This window comes from Streptomyces sp. R818 (assembly GCF_056172735.1).
The window spans coordinates 1-12,239 of the sequence record NZ_JAOCNE010000002.1; the positions used below are offsets into that span (position 1 = coordinate 1).

General features: G+C 74.3%; 9 protein-coding genes. 4 read left to right on the forward strand and 5 right to left on the reverse strand.

The genetic code is table 11. The features are described 5' to 3' along the window. The 4 genes from N5I75_RS02765 to N5I75_RS02780 form a co-directional block, all read right to left on the reverse strand. Window positions 1-406: NAD(P)H-binding protein (locus N5I75_RS02765; protein WP_476673883.1), on the reverse strand; the 406-nt coding region annotated here is incomplete at its 3' end. 114 nt (window positions 407-520) lie between these two features. After that, complete coding sequence (locus tag N5I75_RS02770; RefSeq protein WP_476673885.1) at window positions 521-1,153, reverse strand: DUF6629 family protein; 633 nt, start codon at window positions 1,151-1,153, stop codon at window positions 521-523. A gap of 58 nt (window positions 1,154-1,211) precedes the next feature. Beyond that, window positions 1,212-2,615, reverse strand: coding sequence for an FAD-binding oxidoreductase (locus N5I75_RS02775; protein WP_476673887.1), 1,404 nt, complete (start codon window positions 2,613-2,615; stop codon window positions 1,212-1,214). 100 nt (window positions 2,616-2,715) lie between these two features. Continuing rightward, window positions 2,716-5,322, reverse strand: a complete 2,607-nt coding sequence (locus tag N5I75_RS02780; RefSeq protein WP_476673889.1) for an ATP-binding protein — start codon at window positions 5,320-5,322, stop codon at window positions 2,716-2,718. Between the two features lie 109 nt (window positions 5,323-5,431). Between N5I75_RS02780 and N5I75_RS02785 the strand changes: the two genes are divergently transcribed. The 3 genes from N5I75_RS02785 to N5I75_RS02795 are packed head-to-tail and all read left to right on the forward strand — an operon-like array spanning window position 5,432 to window position 10,320. Further along, window positions 5,432-5,893, forward strand: a complete 462-nt coding sequence (locus tag N5I75_RS02785) for a MarR family winged helix-turn-helix transcriptional regulator (RefSeq protein WP_476673891.1) — start codon at window positions 5,432-5,434, stop codon at window positions 5,891-5,893. After that, on the forward strand, window positions 5,890-8,592 hold the full coding sequence (locus N5I75_RS02790) for an FUSC family protein (protein ID WP_476673893.1): 2,703 nt from the start codon (window positions 5,890-5,892) through the stop codon (window positions 8,590-8,592). The genes N5I75_RS02785 and N5I75_RS02790 overlap by 4 nt, the downstream gene beginning before the upstream one ends. Window positions 8,593-8,646: 54 nt before the next feature. Further along, window positions 8,647-10,320, forward strand: coding sequence for a serine/threonine-protein kinase (locus N5I75_RS02795; RefSeq protein WP_476673894.1), 1,674 nt, complete (start codon window positions 8,647-8,649; stop codon window positions 10,318-10,320). A 22-nt stretch (window positions 10,321-10,342) separates the two neighbouring features. On the opposite strand, the gene N5I75_RS02800 is transcribed toward N5I75_RS02795, so the two are convergent. Then, the gene (locus tag N5I75_RS02800) at window positions 10,343-11,716 is read right to left on the reverse strand and encodes an SLC13 family permease (protein ID WP_476673896.1); all 1,374 of its coding nucleotides are present in this window, start codon (window positions 11,714-11,716) and stop codon (window positions 10,343-10,345) included. 87 nt (window positions 11,717-11,803) lie between these two features. On the opposite strand from N5I75_RS02800, the gene N5I75_RS02805 reads away from it, so the two are divergent. Further along, window positions 11,804-12,196 (forward strand): hypothetical protein, encoded by a 393-nt coding sequence (locus tag N5I75_RS02805; protein WP_476673898.1) that lies wholly within the window; start codon window positions 11,804-11,806, stop codon window positions 12,194-12,196. The last annotated feature ends 43 nt before the right edge of the window (window positions 12,197-12,239 follow it).

Genomic DNA, 12,239 nt, shown 5'->3' on the forward strand with positions numbered 1-12,239 from the left:
CCCGCATCCGGCCCTTGCGGGACGTGGCGTTCCAGGGCGAGTCCTCCGTCATCACGGCGCCGCCGGTCTCGCCGTACGGGTACAGCGTGTCGAGGACGACGAGGCGCGCCCCGCTCTCCTCGACGGCGCCGAGGACCGCCTCCTGGATGCCCGGCATCGCCGCGACCTGAAGGTGATAGGCGACGTTGACGCAGTGGTACACGACGGCGGCGCCCGCCACCGCGGCCCGTGCGCCCGCCGCGGTGCCGACGTCCGCGGCGAACCGCTCGACGCCCGCCCGCTCGGCCCCCTCGCCCTTGCGGTCGACGAGCCGTACGGGGTGCCCGCGGCGCACCAACTCCTCGGCGAGGGCGGTTCCGGCGGGGCCGGAGCCGAGGACGACGTGCAGTGATGGAGCGCTGGTCATGGTGGACCCCCTGAAGATGGCCTGACGGCCGGAACGTGATTGCTGCTTGCGTCTGTTAGAGACTCTAACCCTCGCGCAGGGGTCTATCAAGGGGCTGCTCCATGAGGGGCCCCGTCAGCGCGCGACCGGCGCCGCTGCCGCGCGGCGCGTCCACGCCAGCAGCACCAGCGAGCACACCGCCGCCGCCGCGCACCACGTCGACACGAACTCCCAGCGCCACAGCGCCGCGCACACCGCGGCGGCGGCCCCGACCAGCCCGCCGAGCAGGACCAGGCCCTTCTCGCCGGACAGGAGCAGGGAGCCGATCGTGGCCAGGAGGTAACCGGCGACGAGGATGCCCGCGTGCGGCAGGCCGATCGCGTAGGCCATGGTGTGGCCGCGGACGGTGGCGGTGACGGTCCTCGTCGCCAGGGCGTACGCGAGCGCGGCCGACGTCGCGACCCCGCACGCGAGCAGGGGCCACAGCCGCCGACGGGCCCCGGGCCGCGCCACGCACAGCACCCCCGCAGGGATCCAGAGCGGGAGCAGCGGCAGGGCGATCACCGCCCAGGCGGTGACGGCGGGGCCGTGCCCGCCGCTGTCGTTCCAGATCACCGCCTCGATGATCTGGTGGGCGCCCAGCAGCAGCGGGAGCGCCGCGAGCGGCAGGGCGCGCGGCCGGGTGCGGGCGGCCCGCGTCACACAGGCGACCCCCACCGCGGTGATCGCGCTCCCCGCCACGAGGTCGGCCGTCGCGCTCCAGCACATGCGGGCCACGCTACGTGTCCGGGGCCCGCCCGGCGCGTCGGCGGCCGGACCTCTCCGGTCAGGGGCGGGGAGACGGATCCGGCTCGATGTTCTGGTTGAGGCGGAACACGTTCTCCGGGTCGTACGCCGCCTTGATACGGGCGAGGCGGGCGTAGTTGCCCCGGTAGCTCGCCCGTACGCGCTCCTGCCCCTCGTCCATCATCATGTTCACGTAGGCACCGCCCGCCGAGAACGGGTGCAGCGCCTCGAAGTAGTCCACGGTCCAGCGCTTGATCAGGGCGGCGTTGGCCGGGTCCGGGTCGACGCCCGCGTAGACGCTCGCCCACCGGGAGTCCCGGTAGTGGAAGGCGGTGTCGGAGGCGGCGCGGTCGTGGACGGCGCCGTCGATCGGATAGAGGTGCATCGTGGACTGCATGCTCGGTACCTCGGGCCCGAACTTGGCGTGCAGCGCCACCGCCTCGTCCGGGATGTCCCGCACGAAGTCGGCCCGCCAGTACCACTGGTCGCCGGGCGGGTAGAGCCCGTCGAACATCGACTGCAGCGCCGGGTGCGGCATGGGTGCGACGGCGTGCAGCAGCGGATCCGGAACCGCGTCGAGGAGCGGGGCCATCGCCTGGTTCGCCGCCTCGGCGTCGTCGTGCGTGTGGCACCAGACGACCGCGCACACCTTGCGCAGGTGCAGCTCCTCGGGGAACGGCGGCGCGGGCGGCACCGTCGCGTACATGAAGAAGCCGTTGACGTCACGCGGCTGGGACGGGATGAAGTCCCGGTGGGCGGCGAGGACTTCGGCGCCCTGTTCGGCAGGCCAGAAGGTGGGCCCCGCGACGACCGTGGCCAGCTCGTGCAGCCGGAACGTGAACGCGGTGACGGCGCCGAAGTTGCCGCCGCCGCCCCGGATTGCCCAGTACAGGTCCGTGTTCTCGTCGGCGTCGGCGCGCACCTGGGCGCCGTCGGCGAGGACGACGTCCACGGCGAGGATGTTGTCGACGGTCAGGCCGAAGCGGCGGGTGAGGTGGCCGAGGCCGCCGCCGAGCGCGAGCCCGCCGACGCCGGTGGTGGAGATGATGCCGCTGGGCGTGGCGAGCCCGTGCGCGTGCGTGGCCGCGTCGACCTGCCCCCAGGTGGCGCCGCCGCCGACCCGGACGGTGCGGGCGGCGGCGTCGACCTCGACGGAGTCCATCGGCGACAGGTCCGCGACGACCCCGCCGTCACAGGTGCCGAGCCCCGCGCCGTGGTGGCCGCCGCCGCGCACGGCGAGCGGAAGGCCGTGGCGGCGGGCGAAGCCGATGGTGCGGGCGACGTCACCGGCGTCGGCGCAGCGTGCGACGAGCGCAGGGCGCCGGTCGATCATGGCGTTGTAGACGGCGCGCGCCTCCTCGTACGCGGAGTCCTGCGGCCCGATCAACTGGCCGCCGAAATCCGTGAGTTCGCGTTCCGCTGCCTGTGCGGGTGTGATGGTCATGCGGGCCCCCGGGAGACGTTGAGTGTGGTGCGCCCGTTCTACGGGCGTGGACCGCGGCCCGGCATGCGCGCCGGGTACTCACTTCTGACGTACCGGCTGCCTAGGTTCTGTCCGCGTCGAGCAGCCCGAGCTCCCGTGCGCGGGCGGCGGCCCGGTGCCGGGTGGGCGCGTCGAGCTTCTCCAGGACCGCGCGGACGTGGTTGTCGACCGTGCGGACCGAGACGACGAGCCGGTCCGCGATCTCCTGGTTGGTGAGCCCCTCGGCCAGGAACCGGACGACCTGGAGCTGCCGCGCCGTCAGCCCCGCCGGGTTGCGCCGCGTCGCCGCGTGCGGGCCGCGCGGCACGTGCCGCACCCCGAGCCCGCGCAGCTCGGCCCTGATGCGGCGGGCGAGCGGCAGCGCGCCGAGCGTGTCCAGCGTCGCGAGCGCGCTCAGCTTGTCCGCCGGGTCCGGGCTCTCCGCGAGGGCCGCCGCGTGCTCGTACGGGCAGCCTGCCTCCTGCCAGAGCCGGGCCGCCTTGTCCCACTGGCCCGCGGCCTGGAGCGCGTACGGGTGCCGCGACCCGCTGGGCGCCACGCTCCGGCCCGCCTTGGTGAGCCAGTAGCCGAGTTCGGGAAGGTGCGGCGGGGCGGGCAGCCGCCTGGCGTCGGCGCGGACCGGTTCGACGGCCTCGACGACGCCCGCCGGGTCGCCGCGCAGCCAGGCGGCCTCCGCGCGCGCCGCAGCCACCGGCGCGGTGCGCTGCAGCTCCCGGGTGCCGACGGCGATCCGCCACGCCTTGTCGAGCAGGTCGTCACCGCCCGGTGTGCCGCGCCGGATCCGGATGCGGGCGAGCACGGTGAGCGCGGGGCAGCGGGCGGGCGGGAACACGTCGGTGCCGAGCAGCGCGAACCGTTCGGCCGCCGCCCAGTCGCCCGCCGCGAACCGGTGCAGCGCCCGCTCGACCTCGAAGTAGGTGAGGAAGCCCAGGTGCTCGGCGCGGTCCGCGAGGTCGATCGCGGGCGTCAGGAACCGGTCGGCGTCGGCGAGACGCAGATCGTCGAGAAGGAACCAGACGATGTTGGCGTACGCGCGGCACGCGTGGTCCACCTCACCGGCGGCCAGCGCCACCCGCAGGCTCTCCTCCAGCTGCCGCTGCCCCGACGGGTCGCCCGAGCGCCAGCGGGCGCTGCCGACATTGTTGAGCGCGTGCGTGAGGATCGGCCTGTCGTCGACCGAGCGGGCGAGCGCCATGGCCCGCTCGCCGTAGTCGACGGCCTGCGCGTACTCATCGGCCAGCATCCGCAACTGGGCCGTGTTGCTCAGGGCGAGCGCCAACAGCCGCTTGTCGCCCGCCTGTTCCAGTACGTCGAGCGCCTCGCGCGCGGCGGACTCCGCCGCGGCGGCGTTTCCCGCCCACCAGTGGATGCGCGACAGCCAGCGCAGATCCGCGCCGAGCGCCCGCAGGTCACCCTGTTCGCGGCGGAGCGCGACGGCGTCGCGCTGCGCGGAGACGGCGGCCTCCGAGTCCCCGATGGTGTAGCTCTCCACCGCGAACTGCTCCAGGAGGCTCGCCCGCTCGGCCGGGCCGAAGCGGTGCCGGTGGCGCAGGACGAGCCGCAGATGGGCGGCGGCCTCCCGGTGCGCGCCCGCCCGGGTGGCGTCGCGGGCGGCTCCCGGGCCGAACCGCGTCACCGCCTCGGCGTCCCCGGCCGCCGCCGCGTGGTGCACGATCCGCGACGGGTCGGCGCCCGGGGTCGCGGCCAGCGCGGCGAGCACGGCCCGGTCGAGGGCGATGCGCCGCGCGGTGGGCAGCGAGTCGACGATCGCGCGCCGGATGATCTCGTGCCGGAACGCCACCCGGTCCACGGCCACGACGAGCAGGCCGGCCTGCTCGGCCGCCGCGAGCGCGTCGTCGCCGTCGTGGCGGGCGAGCAGGGTGTCCACGAGCGGGCGCTCCACCGCGGACGGCACCACGGCGAGCTGTTCGAGGGTGTCCCTGGTGGCGTCGGTGAGGCCGCGAAGGCGGGCCAGGACGGCGTCGACGACGGTCGGCGGCACGTCGCCCGTGTCGCCCGCCGCGATCACCTCGGCGACGAAGAACGGATTGCCCGAGGTCACCGTGTAGACGTGGGCCGGATCGAGGTCGGCCGCCGTGCTCAGGACGCGTACGGCGTCGGGCGAGAGCGGGGCCAGCGGCAGCCGGTGCACCCGGGCCGCCCCCGAGACGAGCCCGAGGAGCTGGCGCAGCGGATGGCCGCGGCCCAGCTGGTCGTCGCGGTAGGTGAGGACGAGCACGGCGGGCAGTTTCTCGACGCGGCGCACCAGATAGCGCAGGGCGTCCAGGGACGCCTCGTCCGCCCAGTGCACGTCCTCGACGACGAGGACGGCCGGGTGCGGGGCGCCGGCCAGCTCGGCGCGGAGCGCCTCGTGCACCCGGTGCCGGTCGCCGGCGTCGCGCAGCGCCCGGGCCAGCTCGGTGCCCACGCTGCCGACGAGGTCGCGCAGGGGTCCGAGGGGGCGGCCCGTGGCCAGATCGTCGCACTGGCCGACCAGGAACCTCGCGCCGGGCGGCAGCACCCCGGGCACCGCCCGCACCAGGGACGACTTGCCTATCCCGGCCTCGCCGAGGACGAGCACGACGGAGCCCGCACCGGCCGTGGCGTCCCGCACGGCGCGCGCCAGCCGGTCCAGTTCGAGATCCCGTTCGAGGATCCCTCCGTCCACGCCGGGATTCTCCCACCGTGGGGGCGGCCGGGGGAGTGGTCGGCCGCTCGTCGCGGGCGCGGCCGGACCCACGGAAAGTATTTGTACCTGGCATGTATATAATTTCCGTATGCATCTATCCTCGGAGCCCGCCGAGGCGCTGCGCATCGAGGGCGCCGCCCGTGGTCTGCTGCGCGGGATCGGACACCTCACCCAGACCCTCTTCAGGGCCGGGGACTACGGGCTCACCCGCAGCCAGGTCGCCCTCCTCGACACACTCGAAGCGGGCCCGCGCCGGGTGACCGAGCTGGCCGCCGCGACCGGCATGGCGCAGCCCCGGGTCACCGTGATCCTGCAGAAGCTCGAAGAGACCGGCCACGTCGAGCGGCAGCGCTGCCCCGACGACCGGCGCGCGGTGCGGACCTCGCTCACGTCCGCGGGCCGCGACGTGCTCGAACAGGGCCGCCAGCGCATGGCGCGGGCCCTGCTCACCGCCCTCGACGGCGGCATCGACGACTCGGAGCGCGCGGTCCGCACCGCGCGGGAAGCCATCGCCACACTCGTGAACGCCATGGAATCGGAGACCAGTTGACCACCCCGGACACCCTGCCGGAGACCGCCACCAGCCCGCACCCCGTCCCCGCCGTGGACCTCGCCCCCCACCGGGTCGCGGGCCCGCGCAGATGGTGGGACTGGGTGCTCGCGGCCGACCCCGGGCTCGGCCAGCTCCAGGCCGGCTGGCGGTCCCTTGTCGCCATGGTCACCTCCCTCGCCGTCGGCTACGCCATGGCCGAGGCGCTGCACATCCCCGACATGATCGGCATGATGGTCGCCGGGATGATGGGCCTGATGAGCGCGTTCGCCGTCGCCGAGAACACCTGGGACCGGCTCGCCCGCGCCATCCTCTGGATGCCGTTCCCGTACACCGCCGTGCTGTGGCTGTGCGCGAGCCTGAACGGGCAGCGCACCGCGCAGATGGTCCTCATGATCAGCGCCCTCGCGCTGACCTTCTTCCTCGCCCGCTTCGGGCCGCTGGCCCTGCTCACCGGCATGATGCTGTTCAACGGCCTGATGGTCGGCATGCTCGCGGGCATCCCCGCCGCGCTCGTCGGCAAGGCGTTCGCGGTCGCCCTGGTCTCCGCCGCCGCCGTCCTCGTGACCCGGCTCCTGCTCTGCTACCCGATGCCCCGCGAGGACCTGCTCCGTACGCAGCGGGCGTTCGTCGTGGAGGCGCGCCGGGTCGCCGACGCCGCCGTGGACGCGCTCGACCCCGACGCCGACCCCGAGCGCGCCGTGCGCCGCATGGACCGCTCGCTGCGCCGCCTGAACATCACGACCGTCACCATCGACGGCCGCCTCGCCCAGCCCGAGGTCGCCGCCGACCCGGCCGCCGCCGAACTCCTGCACCGCCACCTCTTCGACGCCGAACTCGCCCTGCGCGGCATCGGCCAGGCCACCACCGAACTGACCCGGCGCCCCGTCCCCGAGCCCCTGCGCGAAGCCCTCGCCGTCGGCCTCGTGCTTGCCCGTGACACCCCGCTCGGCCAGGCCGAGGGGCTCCGCCCGGTCGCGGCCCGCATCCAGGACGGCGCCGAGGCCATCCTGCGCGACGCCGCCGCACCGGCCGACGCCGTCGAGGCCGCCGTCCTCGCCCGCCGCATCGGCCACCTCCTGGAGTCGCTCGCCGACTCGCTGCGCAACTGGCTCACCGTCGGCCACGCCACCTCCACGAGCGCCGCCGACGTCCCCTTCCAGCCGACCGTCGCCCTGGAGAACAACCGGCTGCCCGGCTCGGCGGGCCCCGCCCGGCGCGTCCTCGCCGCGGGCTCGGAGACCGGCTGGCGCCGCGCCATCCCGTTCGTCCGCGTCCCCGCGCACGCCGCCGTGGCCGCGGCCGTCGTCTGCCCGATCGCCGACGCCATCGACCCGCACCGCTTCTACTGGGGCCTGGTCGGCGTCATGATCACGCTGTTCGGCACCAACACCACGCACGAACGCCTGCGCAAGTTCGGCCACCGCATGGTCGGCACCGCCATCGGCGCCGTCCTCGGCGTCGTCGTCCTGCACCTCATCGGCCGCGACCACGTCTACGCCACCCTCGCCGTCATCGTCGCCGGGCTCACCTTCGGCGCCTGGGGCATGCAGCGCGCCTACGCCTGCTGGGTCGTCGGCCTCGTCGTCGCGCTCGTCCAGCTCTACGCCCTGACCACACCCGACAGCGGCATGAACCACCTGCTCGGCGAGCGGCTCCTCGACAACGGCATCGGCATACTCGTCGCCACCGCCTGCGCCGCCCTGATCTTCCCGCTGTCCCGCCGCACCGTCGTCAAGGAGGCCGAACGCGGCTACGTCGATGCCCTCGCCCAAGTGATCATGCAGGTGGAACAGCGCTGGGCCCAGCCCGACGAGCCGGTCCGCCTTCGCGGCGCCGCCCGCGCGGTGGACGCCGCGCTGAGCCAGGTCCAGAGCGTCGTACGGCCCCTCGTGCGGATGCCGCTCGGCGTGCGCGGGCCCGCCGCCGAGCACCGCGCCGCGCTCCTGGCCACCGCGACCGGCCACGCCAGGGCGCTGGCCGTCGCCGCCGACATCGACGTGGACCTGGCGCCCCGGCTCGCCGAACGCGCCCGGCTGATCACCACGACCCTCACCGCGTCCCTCAGGGAGCTGGACCGGTTCTTCGCGAGCGGCGAGCAGGAAGGGGCGGACACCGCTGCGGATGCCGGTGCTCGTACGGGTACCGGCACCACCTCCGGCGCCTGGCGGCGCATCGGCCCGCTCGTCCGTGAGCTGGAGGCCGAACTCGCCCCGGCCGCGCCCGGCCCCCGTGCCCGCCGCCTCGCCACCGCGCTGCGCGAGCTCGACGCCCTCGACGAGACCCTCGCCGCCTACGCCGAGCAAGCCGGCCTTCCCGTCGCCGCGGAGGGCCGCACCGCGCAGGCCCCGGCCACCCCGATGCAGCGGCGCACCCGCTCCCTCATGGCCGCCTGGAACGAGCCGCAGCACCGCGAACCCGCCCGCACCGGCGCCGCCCGCATCGAGGGCGACGCCCACTGCGCGGCGCACCCCGACGGCTGCCCCGCCTGGGTGACGGTCATCAGCACCCGGGGCAAGCGCCTCGCCAAGTCGCCGGTGACAGACGGACGTTACGCGGTGGAGGGGCTGCCCCCGGGCACGCACACCCTGGTGATCTCCGGCTCCCGGCACACGCCGCGCGCCGAACTCGTCACCGTCGCGGGCCCGTCGGGGACGGTGCGCCACGATGTGGAACTGGGGGCGGGCGCCCGGATCTGACGTGTCTGACGTGGATTAAGGTTCCTCCGTTGCGATGACGTGGGGAGACGCAAGGTGAACAGTGGTCAGCGGCCGGAGCGGCGCCCGGCGCCCGACATCTTCCAGCCGCTCGGCACCGGCGACCCGGCGACCGTCGCCGGGTACCGGATCGCCGCTCGGCTCGGCGCCGGGGGCATGGGCAAGGTGTACCTGTCGTACACGCCCGGCGGCCGGCCCGTCGCCATCAAGGTGATCAGGCCCGAGTTCGCCGAGGACGCCGAGTTCCGGCGGCGCTTCGCCCAGGAGGTCAGGGCCGCGCAGCGCGTGCAGGGCCTCTACACGGCGCCGGTCATCGACGCCGACACCGAGGGGGAGCACCCCTGGCTCGCCACCGCGTACGTCCCCGGACCCTCGCTCGCCGACGCGGTCACGGCGCACGGCGCCCTGCCCGTCGAGACGGTGCTGCTGCTCGTCGCGGGCATGGCGGAGGCGCTGCACGTCATCCACGGCGCGGGCATCGTGCACCGCGACCTCAAGCCGTCGAACGTGCTGCTCGCCGTCGACGGCCCCCGCGTCATCGACTTCGGCATCGCACGCGCCGCCGACTCCACCTCCCTGACCGGCAGCGGCGTCACCGTCGGCACGCCCTCGTTCATGGCGCCCGAGCAGGCGGCGGCCCGCCCGGTCACCCCGGCCACCGACATCTTCGCGCTCGGCCAGATCGCCGCGTACGCCGCGACCGGCACCCCGGCCTTCGGCGAGGGCACAGGACACGGCGTGCTCTACCGCATCGTGCACGAGGAGCCCCAACTGGGTGCGATCCCGGCAGAGTTGCGGGAACTCGTCACGCGCTGCCTCGCCAAGGACCCGGCCGGGCGGCCGTCCCTGGCGGACGTCATCGGCCTGTGCCAGTCGGCCAACTCCCAGACCGTGCTGCGCCGCCCCGAGGACTGGCTGCCCGGCGCCGTCGCCGCCGACATCACCGTGCGGACCGCCGCCCCGGCGCCCGCGCGGACACCCCCGCCCGCCGCGTACACGCCGACGGCGCCTTCGGCCGGGCCCGCGCCCCAGGTGGCATACCCGCAGTACGCCCCGCACCAGCGGACGATGCCGCCCGCGCCGCCGAAGAAGTCGGGCCGCAAGACCGTCCTGCTGGTGCTCGCCGCCGCCCTGGTCCTCGGCGTTCTCGGCGCGACCGCGTACAACGCGGGTAGGAACAGCGGCGACGGCGGAGGCAGGAGCAACGGCGCGGATGCCGCGCAGGGCGGGCAGAAGGACACCGCCTCCCCGGGCGGCAGCGGCAGCGGCAGCGGCAGCGGTAGCGGCGGCGGCGACGGTGGCGGCCAGGAACCCGTCGCCGACCCCGAACCGGTCACGTACAAGGGCATCGATCTCACGGCCGGATACCACCTGACCCTGGGCGACGACCCGGTCCGCCCGCAGGAGGCGGAGAACGGCGGCGGAGAGCTGACGTACGTCAACGGGGACTTCCTCAAGGCCGAGGCCGAGGGCGGGAAGCTGGTGCTGCTCGACCCGGGCCAGGAGGGCTCCCTCGACACCTGCCGCAAGGACACGCGCTTCGCCGACAGCATCTACGACGTCCATCTGTCGAAGGGCCGGCAGGTCTGTGTCTTCACCGGCACCGGGCACATCGGCCTGGTGACGGTGCAGGGCTTCTCGGCCAAGGACTCGCCGAGCAAGTACATGTCGCTCGACCTGACGGTCTGGCGCAACGCGGCGACGTCGTAGCGAGGCGGCTCGGTGCCGGGTCTCAGCCGAGGCCCGGCACCACGAACGCCAGCCACACCGCCACCGGGGCCACGATCACGACGACCGCGCCGTAGAGCATCAGCTGCCGGAAGAACCGGTCCCGGTCGACGTCCTCCGCGTTGGCCAGGACCAGCGCCCCATTGGTGGAGAACGGGCTGACGTCGACCACCGTCGCCGAGACGGCGAGCGCCGCCACCATGCCCACCGCGCCGACCTCGCCCGCCGCGAGGAACGGCACCGCCAGCGGGATCAGCGCGCCCATGATGCCGACGGACGAGGCGAACGCGGAGACGATCGCGCCGATGTAGCAGAGCAGCAGCGCCGCGAGCAGCGGCACGCCGATGTCGCTCACGCCCTCGCCGGCCCACTTGATCGTGCCCATCTCGTCGAGCACGCCGACGTAGGTGAGGACACCGCAGATCAGGAAGACGGTGGTCCAGGAGATGTCGGCGACCGCCGTCTTGCTGGTCGCGGGCCATACGACGCTGAGGATCACGGCGATCGTGATGGCCGTCAGACCGACGTCGAGGTCGAACACCAGCGCGCCGACGACGAGTGCGACCAGGCCCGTGAGGGTGGCGATGCGGGGGCCGTCCAGCCGCGGGACGTCGGGCAGCTCCCGTAGGTGCTCATGCGGCTGGTCCGGCTGGTCCGGCTGGTCCGGCTGGTCCGACTGATGCGGCTGGTCCGCCGGGCCGACCTCTTCCGGGCCGCCCGACCCGCCACCGGCACCGCCCACCGCCACCGCCGCCCGCTCCGGCGCCCGCGCGGGAACGCCCCCGCGCCGCATCAGGACCACGTACACGATCCCCGCCACGACCGTGTTCACGACGAGGCTGGCGAGGAAGAGGGCGCCCTCGTTGCCGGGCAGGTGCTCGCGGGCGACGATGCTGTTGACCGTCGAGCCGTAGACGCTGGTCGGCGAGAAACCACCCGCCTGCGCCCCGTGCACCACCATGATCCCCATGAGCAGCGGGCTGATCCCGTACTGCGCGGCGAAGCCGAGCGCGAGCGGCGCCACGATCGCGACCGCGCCGGGGCTGACGGCGCCGATCGCGGTGAGCGCGGCGGTGACGGCGAACATGACCCAGGGGATGAGCGCGACCCGGCCGCCGACCATGCGGACCGAGGCGTGCACCAGCCACTCGGTCGTGCCGTTGGCGCGGGCGATGGCGAAGAGGTACGTGACCCCGGCGAGGACGACGAACAGGTCCCCGGGGAACCCCGCGAAGACGGCGTCCGCGTCGAGATCGGCGGCGAGCCCGCCCACGGCGAACGCGGCGGCGAAGGCGAGGGCTCCCATGTTGACGGAGCGGGTGGTGGCGATGACGAAGATGACGGCCAGGACGAGGATGGAGAGCAGCTCTGCGGACATCGGCGACTCCGGATTGGTCGAGTGGCTCAGCCAATTTCCCCACCCTGCATGAGCCTGTCAATGAGGCGGACGTGAAAAGATCTCCCGATGACGACCGAGTACGCGCGCTACGAAGCCGCCACGCCCGACGAACACGGCCACCACAAAGGGGTGTTCGGCCTGGTCAACAACCTCGGCCGGGCCGGTCGGCTCACCCCTGAGCAGGAGCGGTTCCGGCGCGAGAACAACTCCTGGTACGACGCCGCGTACACGGACCCCTCCTCCGTCGACCCGACCGTCTACGACCCTGCGGTCAACCCGAACGCCGCCGCCTGGTTCAAGCCGACGGCCACGCACCTCTTCGCACGGCTCCCCGGATATCTGGAGATCCTCGACGCGCACGGCGTCGCCTGGCACCGCGCGGTCTCGGCCGACCCCGGCCGCGTCGTCTACGAGGACGACGTGCAGATAGTCGTCGTGCCGCACGCGCGCCGAGCCTGATGTGACGTGAGGTGATTGCGCCCCGGATGAGCGGATAAGCGGC

Coding starts and splice junctions, on each gene's coding strand:
- N5I75_RS02770 (WP_476673885.1), bottom strand. CDS start 1,153: ATGTGCTGGAGCGCGACGGCCGACCTCGTGGCGGGGAGCGCGATCACC.
- N5I75_RS02775 (WP_476673887.1), bottom strand. CDS start 2,615: ATGACCATCACACCCGCACAGGCAGCGGAACGCGAACTCACGGATTTC.
- N5I75_RS02785 (WP_476673891.1), top strand. CDS start 5,432: ATGCATCTATCCTCGGAGCCCGCCGAGGCGCTGCGCATCGAGGGCGCC.
- N5I75_RS02800 (WP_476673896.1), bottom strand. CDS start 11,716: ATGTCCGCAGAGCTGCTCTCCATCCTCGTCCTGGCCGTCATCTTCGTC.
- N5I75_RS02805 (WP_476673898.1), top strand. CDS start 11,804: ATGACGACCGAGTACGCGCGCTACGAAGCCGCCACGCCCGACGAACAC.